Origin of the sequence: Streptomyces sp. TRM68416 (assembly GCF_014596915.1) — a bacterium.
Lineage (GTDB): Bacteria > Actinomycetota > Actinomycetes > Streptomycetales > Streptomycetaceae > Streptomyces.
In genome coordinates this window covers 421986-443268 of the sequence record NZ_JACVWU010000003.1, presented here as the reverse complement: position 1 = coordinate 443268, position 21283 = coordinate 421986, and the positions used below count along the sequence as shown (strand labels likewise).

At 72.5% G+C, this 21283-nt stretch carries 18 protein-coding genes; 8 read left to right on the top strand and 10 right to left on the bottom strand.

The annotated features are described in order from the left end of the window. The first annotated feature begins 435 nt into the window (after positions 1–435). Entirely contained in the window at positions 436–876 is a 441-nt protein-coding gene (locus tag ICC28_RS07365; RefSeq protein WP_188287605.1) for an SRPBCC family protein, read from the top strand. 24 nt (positions 877–900) lie between these two features. Continuing rightward, positions 901–2199, top strand: a complete 1299-nt coding sequence (locus ICC28_RS07360; RefSeq protein ID WP_188287604.1) for a lanthionine synthetase LanC family protein — start codon at positions 901–903, stop codon at positions 2197–2199. Here the strand turns inward: ICC28_RS07360 and ICC28_RS07355 are convergent. The 5 genes from ICC28_RS07355 to ICC28_RS07335 all read right to left on the bottom strand — a co-directional run bounded on the left by ICC28_RS07355 (position 2151) and on the right by ICC28_RS07335 (position 8839). After that, complete coding sequence (locus ICC28_RS07355; RefSeq protein ID WP_188287603.1) at positions 2151–3302, bottom strand: XdhC family protein; 1152 nt, start codon at positions 3300–3302, stop codon at positions 2151–2153. The two genes, ICC28_RS07360 and ICC28_RS07355, sit on opposite strands and share 49 nt — an antisense overlap. A 52-nt stretch (positions 3303–3354) precedes the next feature. Continuing rightward, entirely contained in the window at positions 3355–4812 is a 1458-nt protein-coding gene (locus ICC28_RS07350) for an NCS2 family permease (RefSeq protein WP_188287602.1), read from the bottom strand. A gap of 165 nt (positions 4813–4977) precedes the next feature. Then, complete coding sequence (locus tag ICC28_RS07345) at positions 4978–7359, bottom strand: xanthine dehydrogenase family protein molybdopterin-binding subunit (protein ID WP_188287601.1); 2382 nt, start codon at positions 7357–7359, stop codon at positions 4978–4980. Positions 7360–7364: 5 nt separating this feature from the next. Beyond that, a complete protein-coding gene (locus tag ICC28_RS07340; RefSeq protein WP_188287600.1) occupies positions 7365–7949 on the bottom strand; it encodes a (2Fe-2S)-binding protein in 585 nt (194 codons plus the stop codon). Further along, a complete protein-coding gene (locus tag ICC28_RS07335; protein WP_188287599.1) occupies positions 7949–8839 on the bottom strand; it encodes an FAD binding domain-containing protein in 891 nt (296 codons plus the stop codon). The genes ICC28_RS07340 and ICC28_RS07335 overlap by 1 nt, the downstream gene beginning before the upstream one ends. A gap of 376 nt (positions 8840–9215) precedes the next feature. Here ICC28_RS07335 and ICC28_RS07330 point away from each other — a divergent pair, with 376 nt between their 5' ends. Next, a complete protein-coding gene (locus ICC28_RS07330; RefSeq protein WP_188287598.1) occupies positions 9216–10889 on the top strand; it encodes a PucR family transcriptional regulator in 1674 nt (557 codons plus the stop codon). A 141-nt stretch (positions 10890–11030) separates the two neighbouring features. Next, complete coding sequence (locus tag ICC28_RS07325) at positions 11031–11792, top strand: hypothetical protein (protein WP_188287597.1); 762 nt, start codon at positions 11031–11033, stop codon at positions 11790–11792. 479 nt (positions 11793–12271) lie between these two features. Here the strand turns inward: ICC28_RS07325 and ICC28_RS07320 are convergent, their stop codons facing one another. Continuing rightward, the gene (locus ICC28_RS07320; protein ID WP_282700446.1) at positions 12272–12982 is read right to left on the bottom strand and encodes a GntR family transcriptional regulator; all 711 of its coding nucleotides are present in this window, start codon (positions 12980–12982) and stop codon (positions 12272–12274) included. A 270-nt stretch (positions 12983–13252) separates the two neighbouring features. Here ICC28_RS07320 and ICC28_RS07315 point away from each other — a divergent pair, with 270 nt between their 5' ends. Together ICC28_RS07315 and ICC28_RS07310 are read left to right on the top strand one after the other, a co-directional pair. Beyond that, positions 13253–14086, top strand: coding sequence for a (2Fe-2S)-binding protein (locus ICC28_RS07315; protein ID WP_188287595.1), 834 nt, complete (start codon positions 13253–13255; stop codon positions 14084–14086). A 314-nt stretch (positions 14087–14400) separates the two neighbouring features. Beyond that, a complete protein-coding gene (locus ICC28_RS07310; protein ID WP_188287594.1) occupies positions 14401–15441 on the top strand; it encodes a DUF2637 domain-containing protein in 1041 nt (346 codons plus the stop codon). A 79-nt stretch (positions 15442–15520) separates the two neighbouring features. Here the strand turns inward: ICC28_RS07310 and ICC28_RS07305 are convergent, their stop codons facing one another. Together ICC28_RS07305 and ICC28_RS07300 are read right to left on the bottom strand one after the other, a co-directional pair. After that, on the bottom strand, positions 15521–16003 hold the full coding sequence (locus ICC28_RS07305; RefSeq protein ID WP_188287593.1) for an ATP-binding protein: 483 nt from the start codon (positions 16001–16003) through the stop codon (positions 15521–15523). A gap of 496 nt (positions 16004–16499) precedes the next feature. Then, entirely contained in the window at positions 16500–17120 is a 621-nt protein-coding gene (locus tag ICC28_RS07300) for a hypothetical protein (protein ID WP_188287592.1), read from the bottom strand. Between the two features lie 228 nt (positions 17121–17348). Between ICC28_RS07300 and ICC28_RS07295 the strand changes: the two genes are divergently transcribed. Then, positions 17349–18773 carry a helix-turn-helix domain-containing protein gene (locus ICC28_RS07295; protein ID WP_188287591.1) on the top strand — a complete coding sequence of 475 codons (1425 nt, stop codon included), beginning with the start codon at positions 17349–17351 and terminating at the stop codon, positions 18771–18773. Between the two features lie 18 nt (positions 18774–18791). Here the strand turns inward: ICC28_RS07295 and ICC28_RS07290 are convergent, their stop codons facing one another. Further along, a complete protein-coding gene (locus tag ICC28_RS07290) occupies positions 18792–20120 on the bottom strand; it encodes a protein phosphatase 2C domain-containing protein (RefSeq protein ID WP_188287590.1) in 1329 nt (442 codons plus the stop codon). Between the two features lie 160 nt (positions 20121–20280). Here ICC28_RS07290 and ICC28_RS07285 point away from each other — a divergent pair, with 160 nt between their 5' ends. Then, positions 20281–20766, top strand: a complete 486-nt coding sequence (locus ICC28_RS07285) for a DUF456 domain-containing protein (protein WP_188287589.1) — start codon at positions 20281–20283, stop codon at positions 20764–20766. Positions 20767–20797: 31 nt separating this feature from the next. Here the strand turns inward: ICC28_RS07285 and ICC28_RS07280 are convergent, their stop codons facing one another. Next, positions 20798–21283: a methylated-DNA--[protein]-cysteine S-methyltransferase gene (locus ICC28_RS07280; RefSeq protein ID WP_188287647.1), complete on the bottom strand. Its 486-nt coding sequence runs from the start codon at positions 21281–21283 to the stop codon at positions 20798–20800.

Below are 21283 nucleotides of genomic sequence, written 5' to 3'. Positions count from 1 at the left end.
GCCGTACAGGTGTACGGATCCGGTAGGCGTCATCCGGCCGCGGAGCACCCGCGGACCGGCGGCACACCCTCCGCCTCGGTCCACGAGGCGAGCGGATGGGCGGGCGCCAGAGCCACGATCGCCCGTCGGCCGGACGCAGGCCGACCGACGCGGCACCCCGGGTCACCTGACGGACGCACACGGATCAGCCGACGCCGCGATCACCCCGACGGACAGACACATATCAGCCAACACCACGACCCATGACGGTCCGGAGGCATCGCCCCGAGTCACGCCCTCCGCCTCGGACACCGGGCCTGCCCGGCCGGCAGACGCCACGCCCCATGACCACCCCACGGACGCACGCGGACCGTTCGGCGGCACGGCCCGTAGCCGCCCGACAGGCGGATCTGACGAGTACGCCGCTGAGCAGGCCCGATTCCCTAAGATCGTCCTGTGGTCACCTTCCTCCTCGAACGCACGGCACCTCTCCCCCCGCCCGAGGCCTGGCGGCGCCTCACGGAGTGGCCCCGCCACGGCGAGGTGGTCCCGCTGACGCGCGTCTCGGTACTCACGCCCGGCCCGAACCGTGAGGGCACGGTCTTCGTGGCCCGGTCGGGGCTGGGACCGCTCGGCTTCGACGACCGGATGGAGGTCACCGTGTGGCGGCCGCCGGCCGAGGGGACACCCGGTCTGTGCCGGCTGGAGAAGCGGGGCCGGGTGGTGAAGGGCTGGGCGGAGATCGAGGTGCGGCCCGGTCCCGGCGGCCGTGCGCACGTCGTGTGGCGCGAGGAGCTGCGGGTGCGTCTGCTCCCGCGGATCTTCGACGGACCGCTGCGGGCGTCGGCGCGGTACGTGTTCGGGCGGGCGGTGAACCGCCTGCTCAGACGGCCGTGACCGATGTATGTCAGAGTAAGTCGCATGACCACCAAGGAAGTTGACGGCGCCGAGGAACTGGCGGCGGACGGACTGCGCTGGCTCCTCGGGGTCGCGCGGGACGACGCCGACGGCGGCCTCGGCTGGCCCACCCGCCCCTCCGACGACGACCTGAACCCCATCCTCTACAGCGGCACGGCGAGCGTCGTGCCGGTGCTGCTGGAGGCGCGCCGGCACTTCGGTGACGACTCCTACGGGGATGCGGCCGTACGCGCCGCCCGGAACCTCGCGGCCGTACTCGACGGCCACGACGACGACTCGCTCTACTTCGGCCGCACCGGAATGGCCCTCGTCCTGCGGGCCGTTCACGACGAGCTGGGCGACACCGCGGCGGGCGCCGCGTCGGACCGGGCCATGGGGCTCGTACGGAACGGGTTCGACGGGACGCGCTGGGGCGAGCTGTTCGAGCTGATGGGCGGCAACTCCGGGATCGGCCTCGGCGCGCTGCTGCTCGGCGACGTCGAACTGGCCGTGCGCGCGGTAGAGCCGTACGTCCACACCGCGGAGCGGACCGCGACGGGCGTCCAGTGGCCCTTCAAGCCGGACGTGCCCGGCCGGATGCACCACATCTCGCACGGCACGCTCGGCGTCGTGTGCGGGCTGGCCTCCGTCGGCGTGGCGACCGGCCGCACGGACCTCGCCGAGCTGGCCCTGGAGGGGGTCGCGGACGTGGTCTCCCGGAACGAGGCGGGACCCGAGGGCTTCCTCGTCCCCCATTCCGACCCGGCGCACGCGCCCGACCGGGCCGCACGCTACAACTACGGCTGGTGCCACGGCCCGGCCGGTGACGCCCAGGTCTTCCGGCTGCTGCGGGACCTTTTCGGCGGTCCCGTCTGGCCGGCCCTCGTCGACCGCTGCTGGCACACCGTCGTCCGTTCCGGGCTGCCCGAGCGGCTGCGGCCGGGCTTCTGGGACAACAACGGCCGTTGCTGCGGCACGGCGGGCGTCCTCGCGCTCGCCTGTGACCGGATCGCCGAACAGGGCGACGCCCCGGACTTAGCCCGGCTGCTCGTCGCGGACCTCGCCGCGCGGGCCCTGCGCGACACCGACGGCGCACGCTGGTCGAACGTCGAGCACCGGGCCGACCCGAGCGACCTGGAGCCGTGCACCGGGTGGGCGATGGGCAACGCGGGCATCGTGCGCGAACTGCTGCGCTTCGTACGGCTGGAGCGGGGCGGCGACCCGGACTACGCCTTCGCCTGGCCGGACCAGCCGGCCGTGCGGCGCTCCCCCGCTCAGGCCACCGACCCGATCCGCCCGGCCGGCGGCGGCGCGGTGTCGTGATGGATCGGCGTGTGGGCGCCGGTCAGGGAGACCCCGCTGCCGCCGCGCCGGTCCGCCACGATCTCGGCGGCGATCGACAGGGCCGTCTCCTCCGGCGTGCGGGCGCCGAGGTCGAGGCCGATCGGGGACCGCAGGCGCGCCAACTCCACCTCGGTGACGCCCACTTCGCGCAGCCGCTCGTTGCGCTCCAGGTGGGTGCGGCGCGAGCCCATCGCGCCGACGTAGGCGACGGGCAGGCGCAGGGCGAGCCGCAGCAGCGGTACGTCGAACTTGGCGTCGTGGGTGAGGACGCACAGGACCGTGCGGGCGTCCACCGGGGTCCGCTCCAGGTACGTGTGGGGCCACTCGACGACGATCTCGTCGGCCTCGGGGAAGCGGGCCCGCGTCGCGAAGACGGGCCGGGCGTCGCACACGGTGACGTGGTAGTCGAGGAACTTGCCGACCCGGACCAGCGCCGACGCGAAGTCGATCGCGCCGAACACGATCATCCGGGGCGGCGGCACGGAGGACTCCACCAGGATCGTGAGCGGCGCTCCGCAGCGAGAGCCCTGCTCTCCGATCTGAAGGGTGCCGGTGCGGCCGGCGTCCAGGAAGGCGCGGGCCTCGGCGGCGACCGTGCGGTCCAGCCCGGGGTGGGCGCCGAAGCCGCCGTCGTAGGAGCCGTCGGGGCGGACGAGCAGCGCGTGGCCGGTCAGCTCCCCCGGGCCGGAGACGACGCGGGCCACCGCCGCCGCCGCGCCGCGCGCCGCGGTGGCGAGGGCGGCCGCGACGACCGGGCGGACGGGGTCGCCCACCCGGACCGGCACGACCAGGATGTCGATGACGCCGCCGCAGGTGAGTCCTACGGCGAAGGCGTCGTCGTCGCTGTAGCCGAACCGCTCCAGGACCGACTCGCCGTCCTGGAGGGCCTGTTGGCACAGTTCGTAGACCGCGCCCTCCACACAGCCGCCGGAGACCGAGCCGATGGCCGTGCCGTCGCTGTCGACGGCGAGCGCGGCGCCCGGCCGACGGGGTGCGCTGCCGCCGACCGCGACCACGGTCGCCACGGCGAAGTCACGGCCCTGCTCGACCCACCGGTGCAACTCCTCGGCGATGTCCAGCATCTCTCGGTCTCCTTAACGGCGGTTGTGCGGTGGGGACTTGGTCATGGCCGGGCTAGTGGACGCCCAGCCAGCTCTCGATCGGGTTGAGCGCGAAGAACACCACGAAGATCACCGTGAGCGCCCACATGAACGCGCCGATCTCGCGTGTCTTGCCCTGGGCGGCCTTGATGGCGACGTAGGAGATGACGCCGGCGGCCACGCCCGCGGTGATCGAGTAGGTGAACGGCATGATCACGACGGTGAGGAAGACCGGGATCGCGGTGGCGCGGTCGGCCCAGTCCACGTGCCGGGCGTTCATCATCATCATGGCGCCGATCACCACCAGGGCGGCGGCCGCGACCTCGCCGGGCACGATCGCGGTGAGCGGGGTGAAGAACAGGCAGGCCGCGAAGAACAGGCCGGTGACGACGGAGGACAGGCCCGTACGGGCGCCCTCGCCGACGCCGGTGGCCGACTCGACGAAGACCGTCTGGCCGGAGGCGCCGGAGACGCCGCCGATCGCACCGCCCGCGCCGTCGATGAACAGCGCCTTGGACAGGCCCGGCATCCGGCCCTTGTCGTCGGCCAGCTTGGCCTCGGTGCCGACGCCGATGATGGTGGCCATCGCGTCGAAGAACCCGGCGAGCACCAGCGTGAACACGATCATGCCGACGGTCATGGCGCCGACCTCGCCCCAGCCGCCGAACTCCACGTTCCCGAAGATGGAGAAGTCCGGCATGGAGACGGCGCTGCCGTGCAGCTCGGGGGCGCCACCGGCCCACTGGTCGCGCTTGATGACGTCGAAGGCGTTGAGGGCCACGGCGATCACGGTGCCGCCGATGATGCCGATCAGGATCGCGCCGGGGATGCCGCGCGCCTGGAGCATGAAGATGGCCAGCAGGGTGACGGCGAACAGCAGCACGGGCCAGCCGGCCAGTTCGCCCGCCGGGCCGAGGGTGAGCGGGGTGGCCTCGCCCTGGTGCACGAAGCCGGCCTTGGAGAAGCCGATCAGGGCGACGAAGAGGCCGATGCCCATGGTGATCGCGTGCTTGAGCGCGAGCGGGATCGCGTTCATGATCATCTCGCGCAGGCCGGTGACGACCAGCAGCATGATGACGACGCCGTACATCACACACATGCCCATGGCCTGCGGCCAGGTCATCTGCGGGGCGACCTGCGAGGCGAGGACGCCGGAGACGGAGAGGCCGGCGGCAAGGGCGAGCGGCACCTTGCCGAAGAAGCCCATCAGCAGCGTGGTGAGGGCCGCCGCGAACGCGGTCGCGGTGATCAGGGCCTTCTGCCCGAGGGTGTCTCCCGCCGCGTCCTTGCCGGACAGGATCAGGGGGTTGAGCAGGAGGATGTACGCCATCGCCATGAAGGTGGTGATGCCGCCGCGCACCTCGCGCGCGACGGAGGATCCCCGGTGGGATATGTGGAAGTACCGGTCGAGCCAGGACCGTCCGGCCGGGACGCGGGTGCCTTCTCCCGCGTCGTCGGCGACGGTCTGTGGCTCCAGTGACTGCTGGGTCATGTGGGCCTACTCCCAAGGTTCAAAGGGGCCCCCGCCGGCCGCCTGCGGCGATTGGCGGGATTTGGGTAGGTTGCACGACCCGGGGGACGGCCCGAGACGAACATCTGGGGGGCCTGGGGGGACGGGAGTCCCCCCAGGAAGCACACCGGTTCGATCCCCGGAGGGTTACGTTCCGGTGAGGTGTTCCGGCCGGACCGGCGTGCGGTTGAGCTCCAGACCGGTCGCGTTCCGGATCGCCGCGAGGACGGCCGGGGTCGACGACAGGGTCGGGGCCTCACCGATGCCGCGCAGCCCGTACGGGGCGTGCTCGTCGGCGAGTTCGAGCACGTCGACGGGGATGATCGGCGTGTCGAGGATGGTCGGGAGCAGGTAGTCCGTGAAGGACGGGTTCCTGACCTTCGCGGTCTTGGGATCGACGACGATCTCCTCCATCACCGCGATGCCCATGCCCTGGAGGGTGCCGCCCTGGATCTGGCCGAGGACGGACAGCGGGTTGAGCGCCTTGCCGACGTCCTGGGCGCAGGCCAGCTCGATGACCTTCACCAGGCCGAGTTCGGTGTCGACCTCGACGACGGCGCGGTGCGCGGCGAAGGAGTACTGGACGTGGCCGTTGCCCTGGCCGGTGCGCAGGTCGAAGGCCTCGGTCGGCCGGTGCCGCCACTCCTCCTCGACCTCGACGCTCTCGTCCTCCAGGACGTCGGTGAGGTCGGCGAGGACCTCGCCGCCGTCGGTGACGACCTTGCCGCCCTCCAGGAGCAGTTCCGCCGTCGCCCAGGCCGGGTGGTAGGAGCCGAACTTGCGGCGCCCGATCTCCAGCACCTTCTCGCGCACCAGCTCGCAGGCGTTCTTCACGGCGCCGCCGGTGACGTACGTCTGGCGTGAGGCTGACGTCGAACCGGCGCTGCCCACCTGGGTGTCGGCCGGATGGATGGTCACCTGCGCGACGCCCAGCTCGGTGCGGGCGATCTGCGCGTGGACGGTGACGCCGCCCTGGCCGACCTCCGCCATGGCGGTGTGCACGGTGGCGACGGGCTCGCCGGCGATGACCTCCATGCGCACCTTGGCGGTGGAGTAGTCGTCGAAGCCCTCGGAGAAGCCGACGTTCTTGATGCCGACCGCGTAGCCGACACCGCGTACGACGCCTTCACCGTGCGTGGTGTTGGACAGGCCGCCGGGCAGCTGCCGTACGTCGGCGCCCTCGCTGGACTCCCACTGGCGCTCCGGCGGCATCGGCATCGCCTTGACGCGGCGCAGGAGTTCGGCGACCGGGGCCGGGGAGTCGACCGGCTGCCCGGTCGGCATGATCGTGCCCTGCTCCATGGCGTTGAGCTGCCGGAACTCCACCCGGTCCATGCCCACCGCGTCGGCCAGCTTGTCCATCTGCGCCTCGTAGGCGAAGCACGCCTGCACCGCGCCGAAGCCGCGCATGGCGCCGCAGGGCGGGTTGTTGGTGTAGAGGGCGACGGCCTCAATGTCGACGTCGTCCACGACGTACGGACCGACGCTCAGCGAGGAGGCGTTGCCGACCACCGCCGGGGAGGCCGACGCGTACGCGCCGCCGTCCAGGACGATCCGGCACTTCATGTGCGTGAGCTTGCCGTCCTTGGTGGCGCCGTGCTCGTAGAAGAGCTTGGCCGGGTGGCGGTGGACGTGCCCGAAGAAGGACTCGAAGCGGTTGTAGACGATCTTGACCGGCTTGCCGGTGCGCAGCGCCAGCAGGCAGGCGTGGATCTGCATCGAGAGGTCCTCGCGGCCGCCGAAGGCACCGCCGACGCCGGCCAGCGTCATGCGGACCTTGCTCTCGGGCAGACCGAGGACGGGGGCGATCTGCTTGAGGTCGCTGTGCAGCCACTGGGTGGCGATGTAGAGGTGGACGCCGCCGTCCTCGTCCGGCACCGCGAGACCCGACTCGGGGCCGAGGAAGGCCTGGTCCTGCATGCCGAAGGTGTACTCGCCCTTGACGACGAAGTCGGCGCGCTTGGCGGCCTCTTCGACGTTGCCGCGGACGATCGGCTGGCGGTGCACGATGTTCGGGTGCGGGACGTGGCCGATGTGGTGGTCGTCGCGGTTCTCGTGGATGAGGATCGCGTCCGGCGCGGTCGCGGAGGCCTCGTCGGTGATGACGGGCAGTTCGCGGTACTCGACCTTGATCTTGGCGGCCGCGCGGCGCGCGGTCTCCGGGTGGTCGGCGGCGACGATCGCGACCGGCTCGCCGTGGTGGCGTACCTTGCCGTGGGCGAGGACCGGGGTGTCCTGGATCTCCAGACCGTAGTTCTTCACGTCGGTCGGCAGGTCGTCGTAGGTCATCACGGCGTAGACACCCGCCATGGCCAGCGCCTCGCTCGTGTCGATGGACACGATCTCGGCGTGCGCGACGGTCGACCGGAGGATCTGCCCCCAGAGCATGTCCTCGTGCCACATGTCGGACGAGTAGGCGAACTCGCCGGTGACCTTGAGCGTGCCGTCCGGGCGGAGGGTGGACTCACCGATCCCGCCCTTGGTCCGGGACCCCTGGGTGATCTTGCTGGGAGCGCCGTTGGTGGGCATGGTGCTCAGACCGCCTCTCCCTGCCGGGCGGCCGCGAGGCGGACCGCGTCCATGATCTTCTCGTAGCCGGTGCACCGGCACAGGTTGCCCGAGAGGGCCTCGCGGATGTCCGCGTCGGTCGGGTTCGGGTTGCGCTCCAGCATCTCGTCGGCGGCAACGAGCAGACCCGGCGTGCAGAAGCCGCACTGGACGGCGCCGGCGTCGATGAACGCCTGCTGGATCGGCGAGAGTTCGGCGCCCTCACCGGTCTGCGAGTCCTGCCCCTTGGCGGACCAGTCCTGCGCCTCCTGAAGGGACGTACCGCAGGCGCCCGAAGCGCAACCACCCTGCTCGGCACGCTGCTTGGCGAAGTCGGCGAGCCCCTCGACGGTCACCACCTCGCGCCCCTCGACCTGCCCCGCGGCGACGAGACACGAACACACCGGCACCCCGTCGAGGCGGACCGTGCAGGACCCGCACTCGCCCTGCTCGCAGGCGTTCTTGGAACCGGGCAGACCGAGCCGCTCGCGCAGCACGTACAGCAGGGACTCGCCCTCCCACACGTCGTCGGCCTCCTGCGGACGTCCGTTGACCGTGAAATTGACGCGCATTACGCGACTCCCTCCGTGCGGGCGGCGGTGCCGCGGTACGACTCCCAGGCCCAGGTCAGCGTCCGGCGGGCCATGACGCCGACCGCGTGCCGGCGGTAGCTCGCGGTGCCCCGGACGTCGTCGATCGGGTTGCAGGCGCCGGAGCACAGCTCGGCGAACTGCTTGGCGACCGACGGGGTGATGATCTTTCCGTTGTCCCAGAAGCCGCCCTCTTCCAGGGCCGCGTTCAGGAACTCCTCGGCGGCCTTGGCGCGCACCGGGGTAGGCGCCGCGGACCCGATCCCCGTACGCACGGTCCGCGTCTCGGGATGCAGGGCGAGCCCGAACGCGCACACGGCGATGACCATGGCGTTCCTGGTCCCCACCTTGGAGTACTGCTGGGGCCCGTCGGCCTTCTTGATGTGCACCGCGCGGATCAGCTCGTCGGCGGCCAGCGCGTTGCGCTTCACGCCGGTGTAGAACGCGTCGATGGGGATGCGGCGCGACCCGCGCACCGACTCCACCTCGACCTCGGCGCCGGCCGCCAGCAGGGCGGGGTGGGCGTCGCCGGCCGGGGAGGCGGTGCCGAGGTTGCCGCCGACGCCGCCGCGGTTGCGGATCTGCGGGGAGGCGACCGTGTGCGAGGCGAGGGCCAGGCCCGGCAGCTCGCCGCGCAGGTTCTCCATGATCTTCGTGTAGGGCACGGAGGCCCCGAGCCGCACGGAGTCCTCGCCGACCTCCCACTCGTAGAGGTCTCCGACGCGGTTCAGGTCGAGGAGGTACTCGGGCCGGCGGTGGTCGAAGTTGATCTCGACCATCACGTCGGTGCCACCCGCAATCGGCACAGCGGTGGGGTGCGCTGCCTTCGCGGCGAGCGCCTCCTCCCAGCTGGCGGGGCGAAGGAAGTCCATGACCGGCTCTCTTCTTCGTCTCGTGGGTCGTACAGATTGAGCCAATCCGTGTGCGGCGGGCCCGGCTCGTTCATGTGCTGTTAACGCGGAGTGAGGTCAGTACACAGCGCCGTGCCGCGCGTGGGTCAGTCACGGAAACCATGAAGGAGTTGGCTGGCCAGGCCGGGCATCTTGTAGATTCGTATGAACGGAGGTCATCAGAAACCTCTTCGTTTTCCTGTGGAAACGTGCGACACGCCCCACGTGACCTGGGACACAGCCGAATCGTGCGCCACAGGACGGCGGACGGCACCCGCCGACCCGCCGAACGGGTCGAAGAGCCCATCACCCACCAGATCCATCGTAGTTTTCGAGACAAAGAACGGCGGCGACGAGAATGCGGCTGCGCGCACTGCTGGACACCGACGCGCTGGGCCTCAAGCTGCTCGGCGGCGAGGACGAGCTGGACCGCACCGTACGCGGCGTGATGACCACGGACCTGCGGGACCCGAGCCGCTACCTCTCGGGGGGCGAGCTGGTGCTCACCGGCCTGGCCTGGCGCCGGGACGCCGCGGACTCCGAGCCGTTCGTACGGATCCTGGCCCAGGCCGGGGTGGCCGGGCTCGCGGCCGGCGAGGCCGAGCTGGGAGACGTCCCCGAGGACCTGGTGCTGGCCTGCGCCCAGCACCGGCTCCCCCTGTTCGCGGTCCACGAGTCCGTGGCCTTCGCGACGATCACCGAACACGTCGTACGGCAGGTCTCGGGCGAACGGGCCGGCGACCTGGCGGCCGTGGTGGACCGCCACCGCCGCATGATGACCTCGGGCCCCGCGGGCGGCGGCCCGGACGTCGTACTCGACCTGCTGGGCTCGGACCTGGACCTGCGCGCCTGGGTCCTGTCCCCCACCGGACGCCTGATCGCGGGCTCGAAGGCGGCGCCCCCCGCCCTCCCCGCCGACACCTGCGCCAAGCTGGCGGCCGAGCACCTGGGGGCCGCCCGCACCGGCCGCAGGGGCCCGCACCGGGTCACTCTCGGCCCGACGACCTACTCGCTCTTCCCGATCAGCAGCAACGGCCGCTCCCCGCAGGCCGCCCGCGACGTGCGCGAGACGGTGCTGTCGGACTGGCTGCTGGCCGTCGAGGCGGACGCCGGGGACTGGCCCGAGGAGCGGCTGGACCTGCTCCAGGGCGTCACCCAGCTGATCTCGGTGGAACGCGACCGCCGGGACGCGGCCCGCACGGTCCGCCGCCGCCTGGCCCAGGAGGTCCTGGAGCTGGTCCAGACGGGCGCGGCCCCCGCCGAGATCGCGGCCCGTCTGCGCGTGGCCGCCCCCGTCCTCCTGCCTGGTCTGGGCGCGGCCCCGCACTGGCAGGTCGTGGTGGCCCGGGTCGAGTGGGCGGGCGGCGAGATCGAGGGCGGCCCGGTGGCCCAGTCGCTCCTGGAGGAGATCCTCGTGGACCCCCTCACCACCGGCCCCGAGCCCTCCGACCGCATCGCGGTGGCCCACACCGGCGACGAGGCGATCGCCCTCGTCCCGCTCCCCGCCGTATCGGCCGAGCACGACGGCTCGGAGGAGGGCGTCCTCGCCGACGCCCTCCTGGAGTCGGTCCGGGACCCCCTGTCGGCCGGTCTGGACGACGACGGCCGGGTGACCCTGGGCGTCAGCGCGTCGGTCCACTCCGCGGAGGGCCTGCGCGGCGCCCTGGAGGAAGCGCGGCACGCCCGCAGAGTGGCGGCGGCCCGCCCCGGCCGGGTCTGCGCGGCGGGCCACCAGGAACTGGCCTCCCACGTCCTGCTGCTCCCCTTCGTGCCCGACGACGTCCGCCGGGCCTTCACGGCCCGCCTGCTGGACCCCCTGCGCGACTACGACCGCCGCCACCGCGCCGAACTCATTCCCACCCTCGAAGCGTTCCTGGACTGCGACGGCTCCTGGACCCGCTGCGCGACCCGCCTCCACCTGCACGTCAACACACTGCGCTACCGGGTGGGCCGTATCGAGCAGTTGACGAGCCGGGACCTGTCCCGCCTGGAGGACAAGCTCGATTTCTTCCTGGCGCTGCGCATGAGCTGACCGTCAAGGGGGCACGCGTTCCCACGACTTTGTGAATTCCTTCACCCACCCCCTTGGCCATGACCGCCCACAGATGCTGGAATGCGGCCACCACTCATAGCTCAAAGGCGTGCTCGGGGAGGGCAAGTGGCGCATACCGCCATGTCTGGTAACGGAACGACCGCCGGTGACGATCCACTCCAGACCGCGGTGTGGCGGCTGCGCTCACGCGCATGCTGGGCCGACGCGGCAGCCCTGCTCCGCCCCGACACCCCGGCGACCTCGCTGCAACGGGCCTCGCTGCTGGTCGAACGGTGCCTGTACACCGAGCAAGGCTGGGAAGAGGCCGAGGACGCCCTGCGCACCGCGGAGGCGCAGGCGCACACCGACGAGGAGCGGGGCGCGGCCGCTTGTGAACGAGGGCAACTTGCCTACGCGTCCACGCTCCACACGGTCCGGGACCGGGCGGACGAGGCACGGGCGGCGCTGGGCCGGGCGGCCGCGCTGATCCCTCCGGGGGCGCCGGGAAGGGCCCTGCTCGACTACCGCCGGGGCCTGCTGGCGGAGAACCTCACCCGCTCCCCCCAGGCGGCGCGTGCCGCGTACCGCCGCGCACACGCGGGGGCGACGGCCCACCCCGACCCCCTCCTCCTCTCCTTCACCTGGCGCCACCTCGCCGGACTCGCCCTGCGCGAAGGCGAGTTGACGGAGGCCCGGCACGGCTTCGCCGAATCCCTGCGCATCCGGGAAGAGTTGGGCTACCTGGTCGGCACGGCCCCCGCCCTCGCGTCCCTCGCGGAAACAGAAACCGAACCAGAAGCCACCCGCCTACGCGACGAAGCCCGCCGCCTCTTCCGCCTCCTGGGCGGAGTACCGACCTGGCTGTCCCGCCAACTGTCTCCTCCGGACGCGGCAACGGCGTAACACGGCCCCAGCCCCCGACAGGGCGGTCCGGAATCTGCGGCCCGGCGGGGGCTGGTCGCGCAGTTCCCCGCGCCCCCAAAAACCACCTACGCACCCGATTTCACAAAGTCACCCACCCCACGCCCCACAACCACCCCCAACAGACGGAGAACGCGCCGCGGAAGAACCCCACCCGCAACCACCCACCCGGAAAGGGAACGCACCAGGGGAGAAGCCCACCCACAACCACCCCACCCGGAAAGGGAACGCGCCAGGGAGGGAGCCCTCGCGCGTACCCCCTCCCGGAGTTGGCCGCCCGCGGCGGGAAGGGGACGTGTCGGGGGGTGTCCGCCCGCAGCGGCGGGCGGGAACTCCGTTGCCGTGATGGGAGACGGAGCGCCCGACCGAGGACGGACACCCCCCGGCGCGGCCCCGACTCACCCCCCACCACCAGGCGCTACGCGCACCCCCACCCCACCGCAACGGGCCGCCGCAGGCAGCTACGCGAAGTGCTCCCCCACCAGCACCCGCACCACATCCAGATCCCCCACGACCAACGCATCCAGCAGCGCCCCGTGTTGCGCGGCATCCGCGATCAACTCGGCCCGCCCGAGACCCCCCGCCGAGCCCCCCACCAACGGCCACTGCGACCGCCGATGAAGATCATCCGCAATCCGCACCAACTGCTCGTTCCCCGCCAGCCCCAGCACCGCCCGATGAAACGCCCGATCCGACTCGGCATACGTGACCCGGCACCCCCCGGACGCCGCCCGCACCGTGGCCTCCGCCAACGGCCGCAACTCCGCCCACCGCTCCGCCGGCACCGTCCGCGCCAGCCGCAGCACCACCGGCACCTCGATCAACGCCCGCACCTCCGCAAGCTCCGCCAGCTCCCGGGCCCCCCGCTCGACCACCCGGAACCCCCGATTGGGCACCACTTCCACGGCACCCTCAAGCGCAAGCTGCTGCATGGCCTCACGCACCGGCGTGGCGGACACCCCGAACCGCTCCCCCAGCACCGGCGCTGAGTACACCTCACCGGGCTGCAACTCACCCGCGACCAAAGCGGTCCGCAGCGCATCCAGAATCTGCCCCCGCACGGAGGCCCGCTGCACGACAACACGAGGAACAGGCACCTCACCGTGGGTGTGCTCCCCCCGCACCCCCTCAGCCTGAACAGGCACCCGCGCCGAACCCGAACCCGAACCCACACCCGCACCGGAGCCCGCACCAGCCCCCGCACCCGAGCCCGCACCGGCCCCCCGAACCCGAGGAACCCCAGACCCCCCCGCCCCACCGGCGGAGCTTCGCGCGCCCTGCTTCACGGGCCCCTCCTCCGGACGTATCAGTACTTGGCGTCATTACGACGGGTTGTTACTCACCCGTCAAGCACCATATGCGCACAGCCCGTCAGTTCAAATCCACCAACCCTCCGATAAGGTAAGCCTTACCTACCAACACCACCGCCTCGGGAGCCCCGCATGCCCGTACTCCGCTCCGCCACAACGGACGCGTACACCCGGCTCACCGAAGTCCTCCCATCACTCGCAGTAACCGAAAGCGCCGACCCTTCCCCCGACTCGATCACCACCGCCGCACTCGCTCACGACCCAACCGCCCTCGACACCTTCCTGGCCTGGGACGACGCCCAGATCGTCCGCGACTACGGCCAACAGGCCCGCCCGGACGTCGTGGCCACCTTCGGCCTGCACCGCTACGCCTGGCCCGCCTGCCTGCTGATCACCGTCCCCTGGTTCCTGCACCGCCGCGTCCCCCGCCTCCCCGTGACGCACGTCTCGTACGACCGCACCGCCCCCGGCCGGGCCCTCGGCCACATGACGGTCCGCCCGACCGCCGGCTTCGCCTGCCTCCCGGACGACCCGGCAGCGGCCCTCCCCGGCGCCCGCGTGGTCCCGGACGAGGAGGCTCTGCGCGCCGAGGTGCGCGACGCGGTCGCCGACCACCTCGAACCCGTCCTCGCGGCCTTCGGCCCGCGCATGCGCCGCCGCGGCCGCGCCCTGTGGGGCATGGCGACCGACGAGATCGTCGAGGGACTCTGGTACGTCGCCCACCTCCTCGGCGAACAGGAGCGCGCGAAGCGCGAGCTGGAGCTGCTGCTGCCGGGCGCGACCAAGCCGTACGCCGGCTCGGCGGCCTTCCGCGTACTCACCGGCCCGAACGGCGAACCTCTGCCCACCCGGGACCGGGTGAGCTGCTGCATGTTCTACACACTGCGCCCGGAGGACACCTGCGCCACCTGCCCGCGCACGTGCGACACGGACCGCGTCACCAAGCTGCTGGCCGCGGCCAGTTGACGCACGGCGGGGGCGCCCCCGGCGCGCGCACCCCGCTCCGGTCCCGTAAGATCAACTCCCGAGACCGCCCCCACTCGGTTACAGCCGTTTCACAACTTCCTCACTCGTCGCAGGAACTTTCCGTGGAACCACCCGTACGGGTAGTCTTATTCGAACTCAACTCCCGCCCCTCAAGCGGCAGTTCGAGCAGAACGCCGCCCTGGGCATCCCCTTGCACTTCCTTGGCGGCCTCTTGCCCCGAAACCCCCTGAGGGCCGTTGGGATTGGGCCACTATGGCGGGCGTTACGCCCTATCCCAATGCAAGGGACCCCAGATGAGACTGACCGACATATCGCTGAACTGGCTGCTTCCGGGCGCCGTACTGCTCCTGGGCACGCTGGCGGCGGTGGCGGTGCTCGCGCGCGGAAAGCGCTCCTCGGGGAAGGACACCGGCGAGGACTCTTGGGAGCGCAGCGAAGAGCGCCGCAGGCGTAAGGAGGCCATATACGGCACGGTCTCCTATGTGCTCCTGTTCTGCTGCGCCGCGGTGGCCGCGGCACTGTCCTTCCACGGACTGGTCGGCTTCGGCGAACAGAACCTCGGCCTCACCAACGGCTGGCAGTACCTGGTCCCGTTCGGCCTGGACGGGGCGGCCATGTTCTGCTCGGTGCTGGCGGTGCGCGAGGCGAGCCACGGTGACGCGGCCCTCGGCTCCCGGATACTCGTGTGGACGTTCGCCTTCGCGGCGGCCTGGTTCAACTGGGTGCACGCGCCCAGGGGCATCGGCCACGACGGCGCCCCGCACTTCTTCGCCGGCATGTCCCTGTCCGCGGCCGTGCTCTTCGACCGGGCGCTGAAGCAGACCCGCCGGGCCGCCCTGCGCGAGCAGGGCCTGGTGCCGAGGCCGCTGCCGCAGATCCGCATCGTCCGCTGGCTGCGGGCACCCCGGGAGACGTACAAGGCCTGGTCCCTGATGCTCCTGGAGAACGTGCGCAGCCTGGACGAGGCGGTCGAGGAGGTCCGCGAGGACCGGCTGAAGAAGGAGGAGCAGCGGCTGAGGCGCCGCGAGGCGCAGCGCGTGGAGCGCGCCCAGCTGAAGGCCATCAGCCGCGGCCACCGCGGTTTCGTCGGCCGCGGCGGCGGGCGCCAGGTGGAGGTGCAGGCGGTGGAGCGCGGCTCCGACCGAGTCACCGCGGAGCCTGCCATATCCGCGCCGGAGCAATTGCCCGTACGTACGCGACCCTCACTGCAGCCCGTACGCAAAGGTTCTGACCAGGTGACCGTCGACCTCACCGCGGAGGACGACACCATGGCCCTGCCGCGGCTGGACTCCTTGGAGCGCAAGCTCAAGGATCTGGAGCAGCAGTTCGGCTAACGGCCGATCCACTCGGGCGAACGCCGCAGAGGGGGGTACGACACCACGTCGTACCCCCCTCTCCGCGTCACAGAGCGGGTCACAGTCGCCCGGCGTCGAGTTCGAACCAGACCGCTTTCCCCACGGCGTGCGGGCGTACCCCCCACGCGTCCGCGAGCGACTGGACGAGGACCAGGCCCCGGCCGTGCGTACCGTCGTCGGCGTTCGGTGCGCACAGCCGGGGCCTGGGGGCCACGAAGTCCCGTACCTCCACCCGGAGTGCGCCGGGATCCACCGTGGCGGTCAGGACCGCGTCGTCATCGGTGTGGATGAGCGCGTTGGTGACGAGTTCGCTGGTCAGCAGTTCCGCAACCTCCGATCGCCCCGGCCTCCCCCAGTGCCGCAGCAGATGACGCAGCTCTCTGCGGGCCTCCGGTACCGCTCTGAGATCCGCCTTGCCGAGTCTGCGCCTGAGCTGGTGTGCCTGCGTCTGTTCCGCGACGCCGGCCGGATTGTCCTCCGCCGTCTCCACCGAGAAGGCCCCGATCGCCGTGGGACCGCCTCCTCGTGCCTGCCTCTTCATGACCCCCGCCCGCGTGCCGATGTCGGTTCCCCTCCTGCTCGAACACGTTCACGGGAACCATGCCCCGTCGGGCACGCGCCAGTCATGTCGAATCGTCAACGACCAGGAGTTCCGACACGAGGACCCCGCCCCGGGCGGTGCCGGGACGGGGTGGGGAGGTCGAACGGAAGCGGTTCCCGGGACCGCCCGGCACCTGCCGTACGGGAGGTGCCGGGGCCGGTGGGGTCGAGGCCCGGCCGATGCGGCGGGCGGAAACCCCTGGTGGGCGGAGGACGGACGCGGTACGAACCCGGTATCCGCACACCGGGGCCTGATTGCCGTGCCCCGCAACGGACTTCGTCCGCCGCGCGCGGCGGTCTGACCGCACCGGATGGGTCGAATTGTCCACCGACGTCTGCCGATCCGGCCGTAGGCGACTTCGGGTCCGGCGCTGCGGGGCCGCCCTCCCGACCCCCGTGGCGCGAGGGCGGCCCCGTATCCTGCGGCGGTCGTACGGTCAGTGGAGCTTGTTCACGGCCGTCTTCGTCGTCTTCTTGAAGGCGGCCACCGGGGCGCCGTGGAAGTCGCCCATCTGCGCCCACTCCACGACCGTGACGGTCCGGCCGTCCCGGCCCACAGAGAGCAGACGGACGTCCTGGGCGCCCCACGAGGCGTCGGTGCGCAGGCCGTGGACGCGGGCGCCCTCCTCGACCGGGATCGTGCCGTAGGACTTGTACGTGGCCTTGATGTCCGGGTCCGCCTGCTCGATGCGGTCGGCGCAGGTACGGATCGCCTTGTTCAGACTCGTGGCCAGGGCCTTGGCCTTGGCGGCGGTGCCGACCCGGACGTTCAACTGCCGGGCGTTCGTGTCCACCTCGGTGTGGAACTGGCGGTAGCGGGAGTCGTAGGCGAGCAGCGCCTCGTCCAGGCAGAGCCGCAGTTCGTCCGGGATGCCGTCGGTGACCTTGCCGGCGGTCCAGGCGGACGAGGGGTGCGGCGGAAGCTGGGAGGCCGACAGGAACCGGGGCGCGCTCGCCGTTCCGGTGGCGGCGCCGGCCGGTACGGTGAGGGCCGCACCGGCGACGAGGCCTGCGACGGTGAGTACGGTGACCGCGGCGGCTCGGGTGTGCTTGGGCATGAGTGTTCCCCCGTGGGATGAGTGCATGAGTGTGGGTCGTCGTCACCGCGCCGCCGGAAGGTCGGTCCGGCGGTCGTCGGTGCGACACCAAGAGCATCAGCGGTCACAGGCCCCGGGCGCAACAAGGGACGGGCGTTCCGCCGCGGTGGAACCATCCCAGCCCGTCTGACGTGCAGGTATGTGGGGTGCCTGGGATGCCGTCCCGGGTCGGGAGCGCAAGGGGGAAAGGTGTCGGCACACGAGGACGTGGCCCGGTTCGCGGAGTTGCTCACGCGGTTGAAGGAACGGACGGACCGCAGCTACGGCTCGCTCGCCCGCCGTCTGGGCATGAACACCTCCACGTTGCACCGCTACTGCGCCGGCGACGCCGTCCCGCAGGACTTCGCCCCCGTGGAGCGCTTCGCCGCCCTGTGCGGGGCGTCGGCCGACGAGCGCGTGGAACTCCACCGCCGCTGGCTGCTGGCGGTGGCGGCACGACAGCGACCGCGCACGGCGACGACGGCGGACCCGGCGGACCCGCCGGGGGAAACCGCCGACACGACCCCGGAACCGGAGCCAAAGCCCGCATCGGAACCAAAGCCGGAGCCCGAACCGAAGCCGGAGCCCGAACCGAAGGCAACGCCGGAGCCCGAACCGGCACCGGAACCAAAGCCCGCACCGGTTCCCGCACCGGCGCGGCAACCGGAACCAGAACCGAATCCGACCCCGCCGGCCACCCTCCCGTGGTACCGCCGCCGACGCATCACCGTCGCCCTCGCCGTGGCTTCGGTGCTCCTCGCCACGCTCGGCACCCTCTCCGCCCTGGACACCGGCCGGGGCGGCTCCCCCGGCGACCGGACCGAGGGCGCGGGAACCCCGCGTACGACCGCGCCCGGCACCCCGAAGGACCCCACGCCCTCGTCCCCGTCCGCGTCCCCGTCGCCCACATCGACCGGCCCGTCCCCCAAGGGCAGCGGCAGCGCGAAGCCGTCGGGTCCGCCCTCCGCCGGGAAGACCACCGGCGCCCCGTCCGCGCAGGGCAGGTCGGTGTCCGGCGCGCCGCTGACCTGGACCGCCGACTCCCAGGTCTGGTCCCAGGGCTGCGGCCACGACTACGTCGTCGCCAAGCCGCCGGCCCAGGTCGCGCCGCCGCCGGTCCCGCAGGACGCCGGTGTCTGGGCCGCGGCGCACGGCGCGGTGCACGGGCGGCAGACGATGGTGCGGATCTCGGTGCAGGGACGCACGTCCACGGCCGTGGTCCTGGAGGCTCTGCGGGTGCGGGTCGTCGGCCGTTCCGAGCCCGCCGGGGGCAACGCCTACGCCATGGACCAGGGGTGCGGAGGCGCGGTGACCCCGCGCTACTTCGACGTCGACCTCGACATCGACCGGCCCCTCGCCCGCCCGGCCGACGGCAACAACGCGGGCACGACGATCCCGGCCATGCGGCTGCCCTACCGGGTGTCGGCCGAGGACCCGGAGGTGCTGCTGGTCGACGCCCGCACCGAGGGCTGCGACTGCCGCTGGTACCTCGAACTGGACTGGTCCTCCGAGGGCCGCACCGGCACGGTCCGCATCGACGACAACGGCCGCCCGTTCCGCACCACGGCCATCAAGAACCTGCCCCGCTACGGCTACGACACCTCCGCCCGCGAGTGGGGGCCGTACGCCCCCTGATGGGCCGGGCCCGTGCGGTTACGCCTCCCACACGGCCGCCGCCGTACGGTCGTCCGCGTAGCCCTTGACCCGGACCTGGGCGTCGGCGAGGAACGCGGCCAGGCCCGGCGGGGTGGGGCCGGACCAACGGCCGATGAGGTGCCGGGCCAGTTCGGCCTCGCCGCGCAGGGGTTCGGCCAGGCCGCCGGTGCACATCAGGAGGGTGTCACCCGGTCGGGCCACGGAGGCGCGGAACCGGAAGGGCTCGCGGGGTGGCTCCGGGGGCGGGGCCGGTTCGTAGGGGCTCGGGGGTGTGGGGATGCCCAGGTCCATGGTGAGACGGTCGCCGTCGGGGGTCTCGGCCGGGAGCGAGCCGAAGCCCATGACGGCCTCGCCGACGACGTCGGCGACGCGGGGTTCGATGTCCTGCCACTCGCCGTCGCGCAGCCGGAACAGTCCGCCGGCGCCGACGCCGAAGAAGACGCGGGTACGGCAGTCGGGGTCGGCGGGAAGCAGGAGGCAGCGCAGGGTGGCCGCGTACTCCTCCGGTTCGACGCCCTGTTCGGCGGCGCTGGCGCGGAGTTTGCCCAGGCTGCGGTCGGTGAGGCGGTGCAGGCCCGACTTGAGGTCGCCGCGGCGGGCGGCGCGGATGTCCGCGGCGAGGCGGGCGTGGCTGCGGCCGACCGCCCTGCCGATCCAGTGGCAGGCCTCGGCGGCGGCGCGGTGGGCGCCGGGGGTGGCGCGGGCGCCGGTCGCCATCGCGACGAGCAGCAGGGCGTTCTCGCCGGTGCCGAAGCGGGCGGTGAGGAGGGAGTCGCGGCGGGGTTCGCCCCGGTAGCGGGCGGAGTCGCCCCGCAGGGAGACCGCACGGAGCGTGCAGGCGCCGTAGCGGGCCCCGTCGAGCACCGTGTCCGCGACGAGGTCGTCCAGGTCGTCGGGGTCGGCGGGCGGGAGAGCGGTGGGTTCGGCGTCGTAGGTGGGCGGTCCGGAGCCCACGTAGTCGACGGCGGGTGCCGCTCGGCCGGTGCCGGGCGGGAGGTGGGGCGCCCGGCCCGGCACGGGGACCGGGGCGGGCGCCACCTCGGCGGCGTCGGCGGCGTCGGCGGCGCGGTGGCCCGCGGCTCGGGCGGGAGGGTCGGCCGCGGGCGCGGCGGGAAGGCCGTCGCCCGGCGGCGGGGCCGTTCGGGGCGGCGGGACCACGGGCTCCCGCTCCGGGGCGCGGTCGCTCACCGTGCCCACCGCGGAGGCGAACCTGTCGTCCAGTGTGTCCGGCGCCGCCGTGGGTCCGGTGTCCTGCGTGGAGTCGTCGTACAGCTGCCTCCACCAGTCGTCCTCGTGACCGGTGGGCGTTCCCCCCTGCTGGCTCATGCCCCTAATTGTCCACCGCACGGGCCGTGTGAAAACGGGGCAAGCCGAAAATCGAGTGAGGGGTCGAACGGGGTTGCGAAAGCCGTCGGCGGGGTCGATCGCGCTCGCGACCCGGGATCGCTGACCTGCGCGCCCCACCGGACTCCTGCACCCTGGACAGATGGGAGCGTGGGATCTCCTGCTGGTCGGCATGGTCATCCTGCTCGGCCTGTGCGGGGTACTGGTGCCCGGTGTGCCGGGGTCGTGGCTGGTGTGGGCCGCGATCCTGTGGTGGGCGCTGAAGGACCCGGAGGCGGTGGCCTGGTGGGTGCTGGTCGGGGCGACCGTCGCGCTGTTCCTGTCCCAGGTGGTCCGCTGGGCGCTGCCGCCCCGGCGGCTGCGGGAGAGCGGCGCCACCCGCCGGATGGGCGTGTATGCCGGGTCGGGCGCACTCCTGGGCTTCTTCCTGATCCCCGTGCTCGGCGCGATCCCCGGCTTCATGGGCGGCATCTACCTGGAGGAACGCCTGCGCCTGGGCCGCCACGCCGAAGCCATGGCCGCCCTGCGGACGGCGATGCGCTCGGGCGGCTCCAGCGTGCTGGCGGAGCTGTTCACCTGCCTGCTGATCGCGGGGGCCTGGCTGGGTGCGGTGATCTGGGGGACGTAGCACCGCGGGCGAACCTGGTCGGGCTGCCGCGCTAGAGAACGCCCTCCAGGGTGAGGAGCACTGTCTTGCGCTCCAGGCCGCCCGCGTAGCCGGTGAGGGAGCCGTCCGCGCCGATCACCCGGTGGCAGGGGCGGACGATCAGCAGCGGGTTGGCGCCGATCGCGCCGCCGACGGCCCGTACGGCGGCCCGGGGGGCGCCGATCCGGGCGGCGATCTCCCCGTACGAGGTGGTGGCCCCGTAGGGGACGGTGTCCAGGGCGGCCCAGACCCTTCTGCGGAACTCGGTGCCCTCGGTGTGCAGCGGCAGCCGGAACTCCTTCAGCTCGCCCGCGAAGTAGGCGGCGAGCTGTTCCTCGGCGTCCCGGAACAGCGCCGGATCGTGACGCCAGCCGTCCTGGACGGTGCGCCCGCCCTTCTGCCCGGGGACGGAGAGGGAGGCCAGGGCTCCGGTGGCCGGGTCGGCGGTGAGGAGGAGCGGGCCGACGGCGCTGTCGACGGTCGCGTAACGGATGGTCAT

Coding starts and splice junctions, on each gene's coding strand:
- ICC28_RS07325 (WP_188287597.1), top strand. CDS start 11,031: ATGTCTGGTAACGGAACGACCGCCGGTGACGATCCACTCCAGACCGCG.
- ICC28_RS07310 (WP_188287594.1), top strand. CDS start 14,401: ATGAGACTGACCGACATATCGCTGAACTGGCTGCTTCCGGGCGCCGTA.
- ICC28_RS07345 (WP_188287601.1), bottom strand. CDS start 7,359: ATGCCCACCAACGGCGCTCCCAGCAAGATCACCCAGGGGTCCCGGACC.
- ICC28_RS07360 (WP_188287604.1), top strand. CDS start 901: ATGACCACCAAGGAAGTTGACGGCGCCGAGGAACTGGCGGCGGACGGA.
- ICC28_RS07330 (WP_188287598.1), top strand. CDS start 9,216: ATGCGGCTGCGCGCACTGCTGGACACCGACGCGCTGGGCCTCAAGCTG.
- ICC28_RS07285 (WP_188287589.1), top strand. CDS start 20,281: ATGGGAGCGTGGGATCTCCTGCTGGTCGGCATGGTCATCCTGCTCGGC.
- ICC28_RS07355 (WP_188287603.1), bottom strand. CDS start 3,302: ATGCTGGACATCGCCGAGGAGTTGCACCGGTGGGTCGAGCAGGGCCGT.
- ICC28_RS07300 (WP_188287592.1), bottom strand. CDS start 17,120: ATGCCCAAGCACACCCGAGCCGCCGCGGTCACCGTACTCACCGTCGCA.
- ICC28_RS07340 (WP_188287600.1), bottom strand. CDS start 7,949: ATGCGCGTCAATTTCACGGTCAACGGACGTCCGCAGGAGGCCGACGAC.
- ICC28_RS07305 (WP_188287593.1), bottom strand. CDS start 16,003: ATGAAGAGGCAGGCACGAGGAGGCGGTCCCACGGCGATCGGGGCCTTC.
- ICC28_RS07280 (WP_188287647.1), bottom strand. CDS start 21,283: ATGACCATCCGTTACGCGACCGTCGACAGCGCCGTCGGCCCGCTCCTC.
- ICC28_RS07315 (WP_188287595.1), top strand. CDS start 13,253: ATGCCCGTACTCCGCTCCGCCACAACGGACGCGTACACCCGGCTCACC.
- ICC28_RS07290 (WP_188287590.1), bottom strand. CDS start 20,120: ATGAGCCAGCAGGGGGGAACGCCCACCGGTCACGAGGACGACTGGTGG.
- ICC28_RS07350 (WP_188287602.1), bottom strand. CDS start 4,812: ATGACCCAGCAGTCACTGGAGCCACAGACCGTCGCCGACGACGCGGGA.
- ICC28_RS07335 (WP_188287599.1), bottom strand. CDS start 8,839: ATGGACTTCCTTCGCCCCGCCAGCTGGGAGGAGGCGCTCGCCGCGAAG.